Genomic DNA, 18,731 nt, shown 5'->3' with positions numbered 1-18,731 from the left:
CGTGCCGGTACGCCCGGCGCATGTCCGGGTTGTCCGGCGTGGCGTACGCAAGTACGGACGACGGGCCCCACCCGCCTCAGCCGATCCGCAACTGATGTGTATTCCTGACGGCTTGAGATGCAGGGCGGCCGATTGCCGTCTTGTCATGGCCTGTTCGCGGCGCTTACTTTTGGCCCTCCTGACGCATGTCGAGGGGGAGCTTTCATGGCCGTACGCGGCCGGCACCGCCGGTATCAGCCGAACAGGATCAACCGCGCCTCACTCACCGTCACCGCGGGCAGCGCGGGAATGGCGATCCCGCTGATCGGAGCCGGCACCGCGCACGCGGCCGACGTGTCGACCTGGAACAAGGTCGCCGCGTGCGAGTCCAGCGGCAACTGGAGCGTCAACACCGGCAACGGCTTCTACGGCGGACTCCAGTTCACCCAGTCCACGTGGGAGGCCTACGGCGGCCGGGTGTACGCCCGACGGGCCGATCTGGCCACCAAGGACCAGCAGATAGCCGTCGCCGAGAAGGTCCTCGACGGACAGGGGCCGCGCGCCTGGCCGGTCTGCTCGGTCCAGGCCGGACTGTCCCGCGGCGGCGGCACCCCGGACGTCCACACCGAGAGTGCCGGCACGAGGAGTGCCCAGAGCGCGAAGAAGACGTCGGTGAAGGACGTCCAGGCGCACACCACGCCCCAGTCTCGGGCGGGCACGGCCGAGATGTACACCGTGGTGCGCGGCGACAGCCTGTCCGAGATCGCCGAGACCGAGCACGTCACGGGCGGCTGGCGGCGGCTCTACGACACCAACCGCACGACGATCGGGGCGGATCCGGACCTGATCCTGCCCGGCCAGCGGCTGAACCTGCGGGGCTCGGCCCCCGCGCCGGCCCACCCCGGCCACAAGTCCTCGCCGTCGAAGGCCTCTTCGACCACCGAGAAGACCCACAAAACCGAGAAGACCCACAGGACCGAGAAGACCCACAGGACCGAGAAGGCGCCCACCCACCACGCCCTGGTCGCCCCGGTCAACGGCCCGATCGGCACCGGCTACCACGTGCCGGGCTCCTCCTGGTCGAAGGGCTATCACACCGGTGTCGACTTCCCCGTCCCCACCGGCACCTCCGTGAAGGCGGTCGCCGCGGGACACGTGGTGAGCGCCGGCTGGGGCGGGTCCTACGGCTACCAGGTGGTGATCCGGCACTCCGACGGCCGCTACACGCAGTACGGCCACCTGTCGGCCATCTCGGTGCGGGCCGGGCAGAGCGTGAGCCCCGGTCAGCGCATCGGCCGCTCGGGGGCCACGGGCAACGCGACGGGCCCGCATCTGCACTTCGAGGTGCGGACGGGGCCCGGCTTCGGTTCCGACATCGACCCTCTCGCCTATCTCAGGGCCGGAGGCGTCAGGATTTGACGCGCACCCGGTGCCGGTCCACCGCCGGCGCCGGGATGTAGGAACCTCCGTAGAACGGGCCGTAGAAGCGGTAGCGGGCCGGGTCGAGCGAGAGCTCGTCCGTCTCGTCGTAGGCGACCTGAAGGACCGCGGGGCCCACCTGCGCCGGGACCAGGAGTTCCGCGGCGAGCAGGTCCTCGACGGGCGCGACGGGTGCGGGCTCCGGCTCGGCGGCCGGCCCGGTCCCGACGGCCGGCGCGGCCTCCGCGGCGGTGTGGGCGAGCCGCTCCGTCGTCAGCAGGATCAGGCCGCCGGCCGCCACCACGCCGCAGCTCAGGGCGAGGGCGGTGCCCGTGGTGCCGTAGCGGAAGGTCTCGCCGAACATCGTGATGCCGACCGCGGCCGCCACCACCGGGTTGACGACCGTCAGGGTGGCCAGCGGGGCCGCGAGGCCCGCGCCGCGGTAGGAGGCCTGGGACAGCAGCATGCCGGCCGTGGCGAACACGCCGATCACGGCGAGGGACGGCACGTCGGCCGCGCTCACGCCGTCGCTCCAGTCGACCGCGACGGTCTTGGTGAACACCGAGGACATGCCGAACGCTATGCCGGACCCGGTCGCCAGCAGCATGCTGCGCACCGCCGGGTGCCGGTGGGCGGCCCGGCCGGCGATCATCAGGGTCACGACCACGCCGCCGGTGACCACGGCCACCGCCACCCGCTGGGCGGTGTCCAGGGAGTGCCCGTCGGACGTGCCGACCAGGGCCAGCAGGCCGGCGAGGCCCACGGTCGCCATGATCGCGCCCCGCCAGGCGGTCGCACCGGCCCTGCGGCCCACGAACAGCGCCGCCATCGGCAGCGCGAACACGATGGTCAGGGCGCCCAGGGGCTGCACCAGGCTGAGCGGGCCGTAGGCCAGCGCCACCACGTGCAGCAGCCCGCCGAGGCCGTTGAGCGCCACCGCCGCCCACCAGGACGGCCGGTGCAGCGGCGCGTACTGCTCACCCGGCGAGGACACCGCCACGCGCTCCTGCACGATCGCCCCGCCGGCGTAGGCGACGGCGGAGACGAGGGAGAGGAGCACGGACAACGCGAGGGCACTCATCGGTTGCTCCTCTGCGTATGGCGCGGGCGGTGATCCCGGCGCGGCGAACGGTCGGCCTTCATGGCACAACACGATGCCCTGTCGATCTGTTCCCGTCGTCGTCCCTGAGCACGCAATGGGTCCTACTGCCGATGGAGTACGAATCGGGCACCGTCATCCCCAGGGTGGGCGACGCCGGGTGGACACCCCTGGAAGCCGCCCCCTAGGGGGCTTGGTACTACTGCTCCTCGTGGACCTCGACCCCGAACTCGCCGCCCTCCGAGCGCTCGGCGGCTTCTTCGTACTACGCACGGGCGGAGCGCCGCCCTCCGCTCTGCCGAGCCTCGCCGAGACGTACGGGTACCGGCCGTCGGGCGCTCAAGGCGATCCGGTCGTCTCGAGGGTCGAGAAGGTCGCGGCCGCGCTCCGCACCCCGGAGCCGAGGGTGGCGGCCTCCGTGTTCCAGCTGGGGTTCGCGGCCCGGCTGTGGTCGGTGACGCTCGGCTGCGCCCTCGCCTACGGCGCCGTCCCCGACCTCGACCCCGCGCTGCTGCACTGGGACCCCGGCGCGAGCGCCCCCGGCGACCTGTGGCTGTCCGAGGCCCGCCCGCTGCCCGCCGACCCGGAGACCGTCGCCGGCGTCGTCCTGCACGCCCACCTCGAACCCCTGGCCGAGGCACTGCGTGCCCGCTACCGCATCGCCCCCGGCCTGCTGCGGGGCAACGCCGCCTCCGCGCTCGCCGGCACCGCCCGGCAGCTGGGCCCCGCGGCCCGCCCCCTCACCGCCGCGCTCCTCGCCCACCCCCTCCTGGCGGGCACCGGCACCCTGACCGGCGCCGCCTTCCGCCGCCGCAGCTGCTGCCTGTACTACCGGGTGCCCGGCGGGGGCGTGTGCGGTGACTGTTGCTTCACACGACCGCCGCGCCCTTCCGCGCGCGGCGCATCTGGGTGACCATGAAGGAACTGATCGCCGAGGCAAGGGGTATCGGGTGCGTGTGGGACTGCTGACCCGGGAGTTCCCCCCGGACGTGTACGGCGGCGCGGGCGTCCATGTGGAGTTCCTCGCCCGGGAGCTGACCCCACTGGTCGACCTGGAGGTGCACTGCTGGGGCGAGGGCCGCGGAGTGGGCGTCGTACGCCACCGTCCCTGGGCCGCCCTGGACACCGCCAACGACGCGCTGCGCACCTTCTCCGTGGACCTCGCCATGGCCGCCGGCCTGGAGGGCCGCGAGCTGGTGCACTCCCACACCTGGTACGCCAATCTCGGCGGCCACCTCGCGAAGATGCTGTACGGCGTGCCGCACGTCATGACCGCGCACTCGCTGGAGCCGCTGCGCCCCTGGAAGGCCGAGCAGCTGGGCGGCGGCTACGCCCTGTCCAGCTGGGCCGAGCGCACCGCGATCGAGTCCGCCGACGCCGTGATCGCCGTCTCCGGCGCCATGCGCGAGGACATCCTCGGCTGCTATCCGGCACTGGATCCGGCCAAGGTCCACATCGTGCACAACGGCATCGACACCACCCTGTACCGCCCCGACCACGGCACCGACGTGCTCAACCGCATCGGCCTGGACACCGGGCGCCCGTACCTCCTCTTCGTCGGCCGCATCACCCGCCAGAAGGGCGTGCCGCACCTGCTGCGGGCCGTCCGGGACATCGACCCGGGCGTGCAGGTCGTGCTGTGCGCGGGGGCGCCGGACACCCCGGAGATCGACCGCGAGTTCCGTGAGCTGTACGAGGAGCTGAGCCGGGTCCGCGACCATGTGCACTGGATCCCGCAGATGCTGCCGCGCCCCGACGTGATCCAGCTGCTCACCCACGCGGCCGCCTTCGTGTGCCCCTCGGTGTACGAGCCGCTCGGCATCGTGAACCTGGAGGCGATGGCCTGCGGCACCCCTGTCGTGGCCTCCCGGGTCGGTGGTATCCCCGAGGTCGTGGACGACGGCCGGACGGGGGTACTCGTCACCGTGGACGACGATTTCGAGGCCTCTCTCGCGCGGGCCCTGGATTCGGTGGTCGGCGACCCGGAGGCGGCACGGCGGATGGGCGAGGCGGGGCGCGAGCGCGCGGTGACGGAGTTCGGCTGGGACGCCGTCGCCCGCCGTACGGTCCGCCTCTACGAGGAGATCCTGAAGCAGGAGTAGAACGAACGGGATCTCCTTGAACAGGCTTACTCCGCCCTGGGCAGGGGCAGGGATGGATCAACCACGGTGAGGGGAGCGACCATGCGTCGTGGCGGACCTTCGGTGCTCGGGATCGTGCTGGCGGGCGGAGAAGGCAAGCGCCTTATGCCCCTGACGGCGGATCGCGCGAAGCCAGCGGTCACCTTCGGCGGTACGTACCGCCTTGTCGACTTCGTGCTGTCCAATCTCGTCAACGGCGACATCCTGCGCGTCTGCGTGCTGACGCAGTACAAGTCGCACTCGCTGGACCGGCACATCACCACCACCTGGCGGATGTCGAGCCTGCTCGGCAACTACGTCACGCCGGTCCCGGCCCAGCAGCGGCTGGGCCCGCGCTGGTACCTGGGCAGCGCGGACGCCATCCTGCAGTCGCTGAACCTGGTGCACGACGAGGGCCCCGAGTACGTGGTGGTCTTCGGCGCCGACCACGTGTACCGCATGGACCCGCGCCAGATGCTCGCCCAGCACATCGAGTCCGGGGCGGGCGTGACGGTGGCCGGTATCCGGGTGCCGCGCTCGGAGTCCTCGCAGTTCGGCGTGATCACGCCCGGCTCGGACGGGCTGACGGTGGAGCGCTTCCTGGAGAAGCCCGCCGACCCGCCCGGTCTCGCCGACGACCCGGAGTGCGTCTTCGCCTCCATGGGCAACTACATCTTCACCACCAAGGCGCTGATCGAGGCCCTGCAGCGGGACGCCGAGGACGAGAACTCGGTGCACGACATGGGCGGCTCGATCCTGCCCCAGCTCACCGAGCGCGGTGAGGCGCAGCTGTACGACTTCAGCGCCAACCACGTCCCCGGCGAGACCACCCGCGACCGCGGCTACTGGCGCGACGTCGGCACCCTCGACGCGTACTACGACGCCCACATGGACCTCATCGCCGAGCGGCCCGCCTTCAACCTCTACAACCGGCAGTGGCCCATCTACACCCACTCCTACCAGCTCTCCCCGGCCCGCTTCAACGCCGGCGGCATGGCCAGTGAGTCGATCATCAGCGCCGGTTGCCTGATCCGCGGCCAGGTCACCCGCTCGGTGCTGTCGCCGGGCGTCCTGGTCGACCCGGGCGCGGTGGTCCAGGGCTCGATCCTGCACGACAACGTCCAGATCGGCCGCGGCGCGGTGGTGCGCGGGGCGGTGCTGGACAAGAACGTGGTGGTGCCTCCGGGCGCGACCATCGGCGTCAACCCCGAGCGGGACGCCGAGCTGTACACGGTCTCCAAGGGCGGCGTGATCGCGCTCGGCAAGGGACAGGTCGTGTCGTAGCCGCGCACGTGCGCGAGGACAGCCCCGGCGGATTGATCGCCGGGGCTGTCGTCATGTCCCTGGACGCACAGCGGAATCCGTGTTGTCATGCCAACTGCTGTCCATGACAACGTTGTTATGGGAGGGTTCCGTGCACGCCAGACGTCTCAGAGACAGGCTCGCGTTACTGCTCGCCGCGGTGCTCGGCGCGGTCGGCCTCGTCGCCGCCCCCACCGCCACCGCCGCCGAGGACCCGGTCGAGGTCCACGGTCTGAAGGGCGAGTACTACACCCAGTCCGCCCCCGGCGCCTTCGACTTCCACGAGCTCAAGGCCACCGGCTTCGATCCGAACCTCGACTTCGACAACCTCGAACCACGCCTCGCCTTCACCACCGGCCGGTCCGACGACGTCAGCGTCCGCTGGACCGGGAAGATCGTCCCGGAGAAGACCGGCCCCCACACCTTCTCGATCACCGGCGACAACGGCTTCCGCCTCTGGATCGGCGGCGCTCTCGTCGTCGACCACTGGGTCGACGACTGGGACCGCGAACAGACTTCGCAGCCGGTCGAGTTGACCGCCGGCCGGGCCTACGACATCAAGGTCGAGTACTTCGAGCACTACGGCGGCTCCAACCTCCATATGCGCTGGACCGAGCCGGGCGGCACGAAGGAGGCCGTCCCGCAGTCGGCGTTCCGGCTGCCCGACGGCTGGGACTACGACGGCGCCGTCGCGGCCACCGTCACCGCCACCGGCCGCACCCTGCGGCTGGACTTCGCCCAGCGCCTCGCCGCGCCCCCGGCCGGCCTCACCGACCACCTGACCGCCGTGATCGGCGGCGCCAAGTGGCCCCTGTCGAGCGCGCAGTTGGACCCGGCCGACCCCCGCACCCTGGTGGTCGCGCTGGACCAGCCCGTCGTCGGCGACAAGACCGGCACCGCCCGCGGCACGGCGGACGTCCGCTACGACGGCGAAGGCGGCCTCGCGGGGGCCGACGGCAACGTTGTCAAAGCGTTCTGGAGCAGCGGTCCCAACCACTCCACGTACGAGCTGCGCACGAAGTGGGCCGACCAGGTCGGGCCGCGCAACGCCCACCCCGAGTACCCGCGTCCGCAGCTGACCCGTACCGACTGGCGCAACCTGAACGGCCGTTGGCAGTTCGCCGCCGCCAAGGAGGGCGAGCGCCCGCCCGTCGGCAGGAACCTCGCCGAACACATCCTGGTGCCGTATCCGGTGGAGTCCCAGCTCTCCGGACTGGAGCGGCACGAGGACCGCATGTGGTACCGGCGCACCTTCACCGTCCCGGCCGGCTGGAGGATCGGCTCGGGCAAGCGGCTGATGCTCAACTTCGGGGCCGTCGACTGGCGCGCCGAGGTGTACGTCAACGGCGTCAAGGTGACCGAACACCAGGGCGGCTACGACAAGTTCGCCGCCGACGTCACCGGCGCGCTCAGGCCCGGCGGTACCCAGGAGCTCATCGTCGGCGTCTACGACCCGACCGACGCGGCCTCCGGCGAGAACCCGCCGCTCGGCAAGCAGCGGCTGGACCCGAGCGGCATCTGGTACACGCCGACCTCGGGCATCTGGCAGACGGTGTGGATGGAGCCGGTCGCGCGCGACCACGTGGACGCGCTCAAGCTCACCCCGGACGTGGCCAAGGGGCAACTCACCGTCGAACCCCAGGGAGTCCGTGACGGCGTACCCGTCACCGCGACCGCGTACGCCGGGCACCGCAAGGTCGCCACGGCCCGCGGCCGTACCGGAGGCCCGCTCACCCTGACCCTCCACGACCCGCGTCTGTGGTCCCCCGACGACCCCTTCCTGTACGACCTGAAGGTCACCGTCGGCACCGACCGCGTCGGCAGCTACTTCGGGATGCGCTCGATCTCCGTCGAGAAGGTGGACGGCGTCCCGCGCACCCTCCTCAACGGCAAGCCCGTCTTCATGATGGCCACCCTCGACCAGGGGTTCTGGCCCGACGGCCTCTACACCGCCCCGACCGACGAGGCGCTCGCCTACGACCTGAAGGTGCACAAGCAGCTCGGCTTCAACGCCGTGCGCAAGCACATCAAGGTCGAGCCCGACCGCTGGTTCTACTGGGCCGACCGGCTCGGCCTGCTGGTGTGGCAGGACATGCCCGCGATGACCGCCGGTGTCGATCCCAGCCCGGCCGCCCGCGCCGAGTTCGAGCGCGAGATGAAACAGGTGATCGAGGAGCACGTCAGCAGCCCGTCGGTCGTCATGTGGGTCACCTTCAACGAGGGCTGGGGCCAGTACGACATGGCCCGCGTCGCCGACCAGGCCAAGGCCTGGGACCCCACCCGCCTGGTCAACTCCATGTCCGGGCTCAACCTCGGGGCCGACGGCGGCACCGGCGACATCATGGACGAGCACGGCTATCCCAGCCCCGCCCTGCCACCCCATCCCGACGGCCGGCGCGCCCTGGTCAGCGGCGAGTACGGCGGCCTGGGCCTCGCGGTGCCCGGACACGCCTGGTCGGTCCAGCAGTCGTACGTCGACGTCGACCCGGCGGCCTACACCGACGACTACCTGACGAAGCTCGCCGAGGTGCGTGCCCTTGCCTGCCGGGGGAGCAACGGAGCCGTCTACACGCAGATCTCCGACGTCGAGGGCGAGCTGAACGGTCTGCTCACCTACGACCGCCGGGTGCTCAAGCCGGACGCCCAGCGCGTGCGGGCCGCCCAGCAGGCGCTGATCCGCGACGCGTCGCAGCCGAATCCCGCGGGTTGCGCGGCTGACTGACCCGCGGACCCGATCATGCAGACAACGCTGTCTCACGCCCGACGGAGGCTCTACGACATGAGATGGACCCGGCGCCTGCGCCTGTGCACGGCGGGGGTGGTGGCAGCGTCCGCGCTGCTCGCCGCCCCCGCCGCCCGGGCCGCCGAGCCGAGGGACGCCAGGCTCACCGACCTGGTGAACCCGTTCATCGGCACCGAGAACGAAGGCAACACCTTTCCCGGCGCCGCCGTGCCCTTCGGCATGGTGCAACTCTCGCCGGACACCGGGCACAACACCGGCTACGACTACTCCTGGGCCCACATCCGGGGCTTCTCCCTGGTCCACCTGTCCGGCGTCGGCTGCGGCATCGGCGGCGACCTGCCCGTCCTGCCGACCACGGGCGACGTCACGCAGACGGACTACGCCAAGTACGCCGCCGGCTTCAGCCATGACCACGAGGCGGCGAGCCCCGGCTACTACCGGGTCGGTCTGGACACCGGCATCGACGCGGAACTGACCGCGACCGCGCGCACCGGAGTGCAGCGCTACACCTTCCCCGCCACCGACAAGGCCAACGTCCTGCTGAACGCGGGCCAGTCGCTGCACAAGAAGGGCGCGAGCCGGGTCGAGATCCTCGACGACCGCACGGTGCGCACCGCCATCACCGGCAGCGGCTTCTGCCAGGGCACCCGGCCCTACACCGTCTACACCATCACCCGTTTCGACCGCCCCTTCACCGCCTACGGCACCTGGGACGGCTCCGCGGTCACGGCCGGTTCGACCACCGGGGCGGACGGCGCCTACGTCCGCTTCGACACCACCAAGGACCGCACCGTCGAGGCCACCACGGCCCTGTCGTACGTCGACGCGGCCGGCGCGGCGGTCAACCTCCGTGCCGAGGGCGGGCGTTCCTTCGACGCCGTGCGCGAGGCGGCCCGGCGGTCGTGGGAGGACCGGCTGGCGAAGGTGCGGGTGCGGGGCGGCGACGAGACGCTGCGCCGCACCTTCTACTCCTCGCTGTACCGGTCCTTCCTGGCGCCCAACGTCGGCAGCGACGCCGACCGCCGCTACCGCGGCTGGGACCAGAAGGTCCACCATGCGAAGGGGTTCACGTACTACCAGAACTGGTCGCTGTGGGACACCTACCGCACCCAGTCCCAGCTGCTGTCCCTGCTCGCGCCGCGCGAGGCCCGGGACATGGCGATCTCGGTCGTCAAGGTCTCCGAGGACGGCGGCTGGCTGCCCAAGTGGGGCTACGGCACGGTCGAGACGAACATCATGACCGGCGACCCGGTCACCCCGTTCCTGACCAACGCCTACCAGCAGGGGCTGCTCCGCGGCTACGAGGAACGCGCCTACCGGGCGCTGAAGAAGAACGCCGACGGGGTGCCGCCCGCCGACTCGCCGTCGCTGGGCAGGGAGGCCAACCAGGAGTACATCGCGAACGGCTTCGCCCCGTACGTCAAGGACCGCCCGAAGGCGAAGCCCGGTGACTCGGACTACCACCAGGGCGCCTCGGCCACCCTGGAGTACGCCCTCGCGGACGCGGTCCTCGCCGAGATGGCGCGCGACCTCGGCCACGACGCCGACGCGGCACGCTACGCGGCCCGCGCCCAGAACTACCGCACCGTCTTCGACCCCTCGACCGGTTTTTTCCGCGCCCGGGACGCCTCCGGCGCCTTCACCGGCCCCGCCGACCCGGCGCAGAGCGTGGGCTTCCACGAGGGCACGTCCTGGCAGTACCAGTGGCTGGTGCCGCAGGACCTGCCCGGCATGGTGGACCTGATCGGCGGCGCCCGCGCGGCCGACACCCGGCTCGACTCCTTCTTCGCCTACGACCAGCTGCTCAAGGACCCGGCGAAGACGGCGCGCGAGGTGTGGGTCAACGGCCCGTACGACTACTACAACGCCGACAAGTACAACCCGCAGAACGAGCCCGACCTCATCGCCCCCTACACCTATCTGTCCATCGGCCGGCCCTGGAAGACCACCGACGTCGTGCACGCGGCGCTGACCCTGTTCACGGACGGTCCGACCGGCATGACCGGAAACGACGACCTCGGCACCATGTCCGCCTGGATGGTGCTGTCGTCGATCGGGATCTTCCCGGTCCAGCCCGGTTATGACACCTGGGGCCTGTCCACGCCGGTCTTCGACCGCGTCGACCTGACCCTGGACCGCCGCTACTACCCGCGCGGCGGACTGAGCGTCACCGCCCCCGGCACCTCCGCCACCGACCGCTACGTCCAGTCGGTGCGCACGGACGGCACACCGCACGACAGCGCGTACCTGACCACCGGGGATCTGCGCTCGATGCGCACGCTCTCCTTCACGGTCGGCCCGCGCCCGTCCGAGTGGGCTACGTCACCCCAGGCGGCGCCGCCCGCCCTGAAGTGACCCCAGGTACCACACCAGTCCCGCCCCCCTCGCGGGGGCGGGACTCGTGGCGGGACTTAATCTGCTGTTAACTGTGTGTAGCTTGATCGTACTTGACCGTAATCGCCTGAGGGCGGTTGACTGCTTGCTCACCCGTCCTCGACGCGAGGCAAGCCATTGACTTCTGACCTGCTCGCTCCTCTCGACCTGGCGTTCTGGAACATCGAGTCCGCCGAGCACCCCATGCACCTCGGTGCCCTCGGTGTGTTCTCGGCGCACTCGCCCACCGCCGGCGCCCACGCGGCCGACCTGCTCGCCGCCCGTGCCGCCGCGGTGCCCGGGCTGCGGATGCGGATCCGCGACGTCTGGCAGCCGCTCTCCTTCCGGCCCCTGGCCTTCGGCGGTGCCACCCGCGAGCCGGACCCCGACTTCGACCCGCTCCACCACGTCCGGCTGCACGCCCCCACCGCCGACTTCCACGCGGACGCGGGCCGGCTCATGGAGCGCCCGCTGGAGCGCGGCAGGCCGCCGTGGGAGGCGCACGTGCTGCCCGGCGAGGACGGCGTGTCCTTCGCCGTGCTCTTCAAGTTCCACCACGCCCTGGCCGACGGGCTGCGCGCGCTGGCCCTCGCCGCCGCCGTCCTGGACCCCATGGACCTGCCCGAGCGCCGGCCCCGGGCCGAGGCACCGAGCGGCGGCGGCCTGCTGCCCGACGTGCGTCGGCTCCCGGACCTGGTCAGGGGCACCGTGTCCGACGTGGGCCGGGCCCTGGACATCGGCGCCTCCGTGGCCCTGTCCGGCCTCGCCGCGCGCTCGTCGTCCGCGTTCACCTCCGAGGCCACCGGCACCCGCCGCACCGCCGGCGTCGTCATCGACCTCGACGACGTGCACCGCATCCGCAAGTCGGAGGGCGGCACCGTCAACGACGTCCTCATCGCGGTCGTCGCCGGTGCGCTGCGCCGCTGGCTTGACGAGCGCGGCGACGGCAGCGAGGGGGTGGCGCCGCGCGCCCTGATCCCGGTCTCCAAGCGCCGCCCGCGCACCGCCACCCCGCAGGGCAACCGCCTCTCCGGCTACCTGGTACGGCTCCCGGTCGACGACCCCGACCCGCTCGGCCGCCTCGGCACGGTCCGTACCGCGATGGACCGCAACAAGAACGCCGGCCCCAACCGGGGCGCTGGCGCCGTCGCGCTGCTCGCCGACCACGTGCCCCCGCTGGCCCACCGGCTCGGCGGCCCGCTGGTCAGTCAGGCGGCCCGGCTCTGGTTCGACATCCTGGTCACCAGCGTGCCCCTGCCCAGCCTCGGCCTGAAGCTCGGCGGCAACCCGGTCACCGAGGTCTACCCGCTGGCCCCGCTGGCCCGCGGCCAGGCCCTCGCGGTCGCCGTCTCCACCTACCGCGGCCAGGTCCACTACGGCCTCGTCGCCGACGCGGAGGCCGTACCGGACCTGGACCGTCTGGCCGCGGCCCTGACGGCGGAGGTGGAGACACTCATCACTGCCTGCGGGTCCTGAGCACCTCACGTTTGGAGGACCGGCCCGGCGCTCCGTAAAATCCATCCCTCGACAGGCGGGTGCGATCGGAGCGCCGCTCGGGTGATCAGGGAAACGGCAGCGCGATGACGGTGACAGAGGAAGGTCCGGCGACCACGGACGAGGTCGTGTACGGGCCCGGCATCGACCCGGAACGGCTCGCCGTCTGCCTCGGCGTGCTGGAGGAGCTCGACAAGCTGGAGGTCGACCACCCGGACGCGATCGCCGTGCGCCGCGCCACCGCCGGGATCTACCGCTCGGTCAAGCAGCGCCGCCGTCAGGAGCGCCGGGCCGCGAAGACCGCCCACGACAAGGCGGTCACGGAGGCCACGGCGACCGGCTCCGCCCAGCGCATCGACGACGAGACCGAGGGCATCCTGCCGTCCTCACGCACCGAGGAGGGCCGGGTCGCGGGGATACTCCAGCGCCCGCGCTCCTGCTACACCTGCAAGACCCGGTACGTGGAAGTCGACTACTTCTACCACCAGCTCTGTCCGGACTGCGCCGCCACCAACCGGGCCAAGCGCGACGCCCGCGCCGACCTCACCGCCAAGCGCGCCCTGCTCACCGGCGGCCGCGCCAAGATCGGCATGTACATCGCGCTCAGGCTGCTGCGCGACGGCGCCCACACCACGATCACCACCCGCTTCCCCAAGGACGCCATCCGCCGCTTCAAGGCGATGGACGACTCCGGCGACTGGATGCACCGCCTGGAGGTCGTCGGCATCGACCTGCGCGACCCGGCGCAGGCCGTCGCCCTCGCCGAGCAGGTCGCCGAGGCCGGCCCGCTGGACATCCTCGTCAACAACGCCACGCAGACCGTGCGCCGCCTGCCCTCCGCCTACGCCGCCCTCGTCGACGGCGAGAGCGCCCCGCTGCCCGCCGGCGAGCTGCCCGCCCACCACGTCATCGGCGCCTTCAACTCCGGAGCGGTCGACGGCCTGGCCGCCCTGCCCCTGGGCACCAGCGGCCTCGACGCCCAGCAGGTCGCCGACCTCGCCCTCGTCGCGGGCAACGCCAGCGTCGCCCGGCACCTCGACGGCACCGCCATCGACGCCGGCGGCCTGGTCCCCGACGTCGTCGACAGCAACACCTGGGTGCAGACCATCGAGCAGATCTCGCCGGTGGAGCTGCTGGAGACCCAGCTGTGCAACTACACCGCGCCGTTCATCCTGATCAGCAGGCTGCGGCCGGCGATGGCCGAGGCCGCGCGCAGGGCGCCCGGCAAGCGGGCCTACGTCGTGAACGTCTCGGCGATGGAGGGAGTCTTCGGCCGCGGCTACAAGGGAGCGGGCCACCCGAACACCAACGCCGCCAAGGCCGCGATGAACATGGTCACGCGGACCAGCGCCCAGGAGATGTTCCAGACCGACGGCATCCTCATGACCTCGGTCGACACCGGCTGGATCACCGACGAGCGTCCCCACTTCGACAAGCTGCGCCTGGCCGAGGAGGGCTTCCACGCCCCGCTCGACCTGGTGGACGGGGCCGCGCGGGTCTACGATCCGATTGTGCGCGGCGAGCAGGGCGAAGACCTGTACGGCGTCTTCCTGAAGGACTACGCGCCCGGGAAGTGGTGATCCGCGGATCGCGCGTGTCGTCCGGCGCCGCACGGGAACCCGGACCCTGGTGAACACCGCGCCAGGGAGTGACCATGAGCAGTCCACACGGTATCGATCCGCGAGCGCAGAACGACCCACGCAACCGCTACCCCACCGACGAGCAGTTCTACGGCAGCGACCGCCCCGAGCACGCGCAACTGCCGGAGGACCGGCCGCGCGGCGGCGGCGGTGAGACGAGTCCGCTCAAGCACCGCGGCACGTGGGCCACGGTCGCGCTCGTCGCGGGCATCATCCTGCTGATCCTGGTCGGCATCGCACTGTTCCCGTGAGGGAGCCTCAGCCACCGTCATGAGCGAGGTGGTGCGTATGAGCGAAGCATGTCGTGGACGGCGTACTCCCGTGCGGAGTGCGCCGTCCTGACGCGTGTGCCGCCGTCCACCAGCAGATCCGCGCCCGTGATCCACTCGGCCGCGTCGGAGGCCAGCCACACCACGGCCCGCGCGATGTCGTCGGGTTCGCCGATGCGCCCGAGCGGCAGTCCGGCGGCCACCCGCGCCTCCTCGGGCTCCCACACGAAACGGGCCATCTCGGTGCGCACCAGCCCGGGGGAGACCGAGTTGACCCGCACCCTCGGCGCGAGCTCGCCCGCGAGCTGCCGGGTCAGGTGCAGCAGGGCGGCCTTGCTGGTGCCGTAGGCGCCGACGTTCGGACCGGCGTGCCCGGCGCCCTCGGTGCAGATGTTGACGACCGAGCCGCCGTGCTCGCCCATCCACGCCCGCCACGCGCCCTGCACCAGCCGCAGCGGCGCCTCGACGTTCACGGCGAACGCCGCCCGCCACGCCTCGGGGTCGGCGTCCATGAGCGGGCCGTAGGGCTGGTTGGTGGCCGTGTTGTTGACCACGACGTCGATCCGCCCGAACGCCCGCACCACGGAGTCGACGACCTCGCGCAGATGGTCCGGGTCGCCGACGTCGCCGCTGACGCCGATCCCGTCCAGCTCGGCCGCCGTGCGCCGCACCTCCCGCGCGTCCCGGGCGGTCACGCACACCCGTGCGCCCGCCGCGGCCAGCCGCCCGGCGACCGCGCGCCCGATGCCCCGGGTCCCGCCGGTCACCACGGCGGCCCGGCCCTTCAGTCCGTCCTGCGGGTACGACGACGTCATCGCCGTACCGTCTCATGACAGACCGTCAGTCAACAGCCCCCAGACGGGAGTTGCGGGCGGCGACGAGTTCCAGGACGGTGCGCCAGTCCTCCAGGACGCCGGCGTCGAACCCGGCGGTCCGGCTCTCCTCCTCCGCCAGGGCGAGGCGCATCAGGTCGTCGTCGCCGGCGCTGCCGTCACGGCGGACGAGTCGGTGGACGCGCTCGCCGAGCAGGGAACGCACCGCCGCGGCGGCGTGCTCGGAGCGGCGGGTCTCGTCGCCGGGGCACAGCAGCCGGCCGATGTCGTGCACCAGCCCCGCCAGCTGGAGCTCCTTGTCGGCGGGGCGGCTGCGGCGCAGCAGCGCGGCGGTGCGCAGCGCGTGCTGACTGCGGCAGGCGTACAGCAGATCCATCAGCTCCTCGACACTGCGCAGCTCCATGCGTCGGTCCTCCCGCCGGACAGGCCGTTGCCGTCCGTCAGCAGATCATGGCCGTGTTTCGATCCGGCCAACGGGACTTGAACTGCGTCGCCCCTTCAGTGCTGTGCGTGCGGGTCGTGGTGGGCGTGCCCGGCGTGCTCGTGGCCCTCCTCGGACGGTGCCCCGCCCATCATGCGCAGCATCGCGGGGCCGCCCGTGCGCCAGAACCGCCACACCAGCACCGCGGCGAGCAGCAGGAAGGCGATGTTGAGCCAGGTGGTGTAGTTCCACGAGACGCCCTCGTCGGGGATCGTGGCCGCGCTCTGGTCGGGGATGAGCCCGAGGCCGCCGAAGACCAGCTCCACCGCGTAGCCCGCGAGGACCATCGCGCCGTAGAAGGTGACCAGCAGGAAGCCGGTCATCCGCAGGCCGTAGTACTTCCGGTAGATGTTCAGGATCGGCAGGATCAGCAGGTCAGCGAAGATGAACGCCACCACGCCGCCGAAGCTGATGCCGCCCTTCCACAGCACCACCGCCAGCGGCACGTTCCCGATGGAGCAGACGAACGAGGCGATCGCCACCAGGGGGCCGATCAGTGGGCCGACCAGCTTGGCGGCCAGCGGATGGCCCTCCAGGAAGAGGGACTGCCAGAAGGAGTCGGGCACCCAGGCGGCGATCGCGCCCGCGATCAGCAGCCCGACCACCAGGTCGCGCAGGATCGCCGCCCACTCCATGACGAACACGTGGGAGACGGAGGTGAAGCCGTCGCGGGACAGGAGCCGCCGGGCGAACGACCCCTCGCCGCCGACCGACATGTCCATCGCGGCATGGCCCTCCATGGACCCGGCGAGCCCCCGCCCGGCCTGTTCGCGGGCCTCGCGCAGCAGACGCTCGCGCAGGAGGATCCGGAACATCACCGCGAGCACCACGATCATGATCGGGCCGCCGGTGAACTCGGCGAGCGTGAACTGCCAGCCCATCAACAGGGCGAGGATCACGCCCAGTTCGACGACCAGGTTGGTGGAGGCGATCTCGAAGGCCATGGCGGCCGTGAAGTTCGCGCCCTTGCGGAACAGCGAGCGGGCCAGCGCCACGGCCGCGTAGGAGCAGGACGAGGAGGCGGCGCCGAGGCCGGCCGCGAGGGTGAGGGTGCGGGGCCGGTCGTCGCCGAGCAGCCGTACGACGGTGGACCTGCGGACCACCGCCTGCACGACGGCGGACAGCGCGAAGCCCAGCACCAGGGCCCAGGTGATCTCCCAGGTCATCGATCCGGTGATGGAGAGCGCGTGGAGGATCGCGTCCATGGGGGTGTGGTCCTTCCGGTCCGTCCGGTGTGACACGTCTCCGCCGCACTGTACCCCCTAGGGGTATACGTACCGTGTGCCGGTCACCGCCGAGAAGCAGTGCGCGGCATCGGTGCGCAGCGCCACGCGCACGGGTTCCCCCCTGGAGTGCGTGGGACGCCCGGGAAGCCGGACCACGATGTCGCCGAGCCGGGGGGCCCAGGGCGCGGACGTGTGGAGGTGGACGACGGCGCCCGTGTCCTCGACCGCGTCCACCACCAGGTCCAGCCCGGGCGCCGTCCGATCCTGCGGGGCGAGGACGTCGAACCCCTCGGGCCGGACGCCGAGCACGGCCTCGTCGGCGCCCTCGGCCGCGGCGGCCCGCAGGACGGAGCGCGGCAGCGGCACGTCCAGGCCGCCGAGCGACACGCCGTCCGGGAACAGCCGCAGGCGGAACAGGTTCATCGCCGGCGAGCCGACGAACCCGGCCACGAACGTGTTGGCCGGCCGCGCGAACACCTCGCGCGGCCGCCCCACTTGCTGCAGCACCCCGTCCCTCAGCACGGCGAGGCGGTCGCCCATGGCCATCGCCTCGGTCTGATCGTGCGTGACATACACCGTGGTGATGCCCAGATGGTGCTGCATCCGGACGATCCGCCCCCGGGTCTCCATCCGCAGCCGGGCGTCGAGGTTCGACAGGGGCTCGTCCATCAGGCAGACCCGCGGATCCCGCACCAGCGTCCGCCCGGTCGCCACCCGCTGCCGTTCGCCGCCCGACAGCGTGCGCGGCACGCGCCGCAGGTACCGCTCGACGTCGAGCAGGGACGCGGCGAAGCGCACCCGGCCGCCGGCGTGCTGCCGGGGCATGCGGGCGATCCGCAGCGGGAAGCCCATGTTGTCGGCAGCCGACAAATGCGGGTACAGCGAGTAGTTCTGGAACACCATCGCGACGTCCCGCTCGCGGGGCGGAAGATGGGTGACGTCACGGACGCCGATGTGGATCGATCCCGCGTCGACGTCCTCCAGGCCGGCGAGCAGCCGCAGACAGGTCGACTTTCCGCACCCGGAAGGTCCGAGCAGCACCATGAACTCACCGTCCTCGATCTCGAGGTCGAGTGAGTCGACGGCCGGCCGGTCGCCCGACGGGAAGCGCCGGGTGACCTTGTCGAAGGTGACGGACGCCATGACATCCCCCTCCCGGACAGGTCCTCGAACCCAGAGTGGAACGGGTGTTGCCCGTTCGGCACGCCTATGGTCCGAAAGAGTGACGCATGAGGGGAATGAAACAGGATGAATTACAACAGTAACCTCAAGTTTTCAGCCCCATAGAGCAGGGTGCCGCTCATTTGGTTAATCTGGTCCGGACGGACAGCACCACAGGGTCCCACCCACACCCACGTCCGTCCCGGGGCAAGCCGTTCACAACGGCCTGCTCGTACTCGAGTTACCGGCGCCACCGCGTCCGAGCTGCTTTCGACTCACACCCGAGCGGGCGTCAGGTGCCGGACCACACAGTGGCCGGTATGCCCCGAGGGTGACCCGACACATAAGGAGTGCGCGGTGACACCGGAGAAGACGAATCGCGATCAACGCCCCAAGGAACGCACCGAGCGCGCCGGCCGCAGGCCCGGCGAGCTCGGCAGCCTGGACGTGTGGGCCCGGTCCGCCCCGATCCGCCTGGCGGGTTACGAGGACGACCTCGCCGAACCCCACATCCTGCCCAGCGTCGACTGAACCCACGGCAGGATCTTCGCGATCGCCGACCGTGGAGGCGTACGCCACGCTCGCGCCCCCG

At 71.7% G+C, this 18,731-nt stretch carries 15 protein-coding genes; 10 read left to right on the top strand and 5 right to left on the bottom strand.

Translation table 11 applies throughout. The features are described 5' to 3' along the window. Positions 1-204 precede the first annotated feature (204 nt). Positions 205-1,398 (top strand): transglycosylase family protein, encoded by a 1,194-nt coding sequence (locus LN251_RS42020; protein ID WP_458249385.1) that lies wholly within the window; start codon positions 205-207, stop codon positions 1,396-1,398. On the opposite strand, the gene LN251_RS42015 is transcribed toward LN251_RS42020, so the two are convergent. Beyond that, positions 1,388-2,479, bottom strand: a complete 1,092-nt coding sequence (locus LN251_RS42015) for a DMT family transporter (protein WP_458249384.1) — start codon at positions 2,477-2,479, stop codon at positions 1,388-1,390. The two genes, LN251_RS42020 and LN251_RS42015, sit on opposite strands and share 11 nt — an antisense overlap. Before the next feature lie 211 nt (positions 2,480-2,690). Between LN251_RS42015 and LN251_RS42010 the strand changes: the two genes are divergently transcribed. The 8 genes from LN251_RS42010 (at position 2,691) to LN251_RS41975 (ending at position 14,420) form a co-directional block, all read left to right on the top strand. Continuing rightward, positions 2,691-3,410: a (2Fe-2S)-binding protein gene (locus LN251_RS42010; RefSeq protein ID WP_458249383.1), complete on the top strand. Its 720-nt coding sequence runs from the start codon at positions 2,691-2,693 to the stop codon at positions 3,408-3,410. Positions 3,411-3,447: 37 nt separating this feature from the next. Then, complete coding sequence (gene glgA, locus LN251_RS42005; RefSeq protein ID WP_458249382.1) at positions 3,448-4,599, top strand: glycogen synthase; 1,152 nt, start codon at positions 3,448-3,450, stop codon at positions 4,597-4,599. 81 nt (positions 4,600-4,680) lie between these two features. After that, a complete protein-coding gene (gene glgC / locus LN251_RS42000; protein WP_362987128.1) occupies positions 4,681-5,901 on the top strand; it encodes a glucose-1-phosphate adenylyltransferase in 1,221 nt (406 codons plus the stop codon). Between the two features lie 130 nt (positions 5,902-6,031). Continuing rightward, the gene (locus LN251_RS41995) at positions 6,032-8,641 is read left to right on the top strand and encodes a PA14 domain-containing protein (protein ID WP_458249381.1); all 2,610 of its coding nucleotides are present in this window, start codon (positions 6,032-6,034) and stop codon (positions 8,639-8,641) included. A 57-nt stretch (positions 8,642-8,698) separates the two neighbouring features. After that, on the top strand, positions 8,699-11,017 hold the full coding sequence (locus LN251_RS41990; RefSeq protein ID WP_458249380.1) for a GH92 family glycosyl hydrolase: 2,319 nt from the start codon (positions 8,699-8,701) through the stop codon (positions 11,015-11,017). A 156-nt stretch (positions 11,018-11,173) separates the two neighbouring features. Further along, positions 11,174-12,511: a wax ester/triacylglycerol synthase family O-acyltransferase gene (locus tag LN251_RS41985; protein ID WP_458249379.1), complete on the top strand. Its 1,338-nt coding sequence runs from the start codon at positions 11,174-11,176 to the stop codon at positions 12,509-12,511. A gap of 104 nt (positions 12,512-12,615) precedes the next feature. Continuing rightward, on the top strand, positions 12,616-14,109 hold the full coding sequence (locus LN251_RS41980; protein WP_458249378.1) for an SDR family NAD(P)-dependent oxidoreductase: 1,494 nt from the start codon (positions 12,616-12,618) through the stop codon (positions 14,107-14,109). A 74-nt stretch (positions 14,110-14,183) separates the two neighbouring features. Further along, complete coding sequence (locus LN251_RS41975) at positions 14,184-14,420, top strand: hypothetical protein (protein WP_362987119.1); 237 nt, start codon at positions 14,184-14,186, stop codon at positions 14,418-14,420. Between the two features lie 17 nt (positions 14,421-14,437). On the opposite strand, the gene LN251_RS41970 is transcribed toward LN251_RS41975, so the two are convergent. The 4 genes from LN251_RS41970 to LN251_RS41955 form a co-directional block, all read right to left on the bottom strand. After that, entirely contained in the window at positions 14,438-15,253 is an 816-nt protein-coding gene (locus LN251_RS41970) for an SDR family oxidoreductase (RefSeq protein WP_458249377.1), read from the bottom strand. A gap of 25 nt (positions 15,254-15,278) precedes the next feature. Next, entirely contained in the window at positions 15,279-15,674 is a 396-nt protein-coding gene (locus LN251_RS41965; RefSeq protein ID WP_458249376.1) for a hypothetical protein, read from the bottom strand. A gap of 95 nt (positions 15,675-15,769) precedes the next feature. Then, on the bottom strand, positions 15,770-16,957 hold the full coding sequence (locus tag LN251_RS41960; protein ID WP_458249375.1) for a permease: 1,188 nt from the start codon (positions 16,955-16,957) through the stop codon (positions 15,770-15,772). A gap of 57 nt (positions 16,958-17,014) precedes the next feature. After that, positions 17,015-18,121 carry an ABC transporter ATP-binding protein gene (locus LN251_RS41955; RefSeq protein ID WP_458249374.1) on the bottom strand — a complete coding sequence of 369 codons (1,107 nt, stop codon included), beginning with the start codon at positions 18,119-18,121 and terminating at the stop codon, positions 17,015-17,017. Between the two features lie 375 nt (positions 18,122-18,496). Between LN251_RS41955 and LN251_RS41950 the strand changes: the two genes are divergently transcribed. After that, a complete protein-coding gene (locus LN251_RS41950; RefSeq protein ID WP_110633937.1) occupies positions 18,497-18,670 on the top strand; it encodes a hypothetical protein in 174 nt (57 codons plus the stop codon). Positions 18,671-18,731: the final 61 nt, after the last annotated feature.

The organism is Streptomyces sp. MAI_2237, from assembly GCF_054189285.1.
Note: the sequence above shows the minus strand (reverse complement) of the source record. Positions and strands in the feature narration are given on the sequence as shown.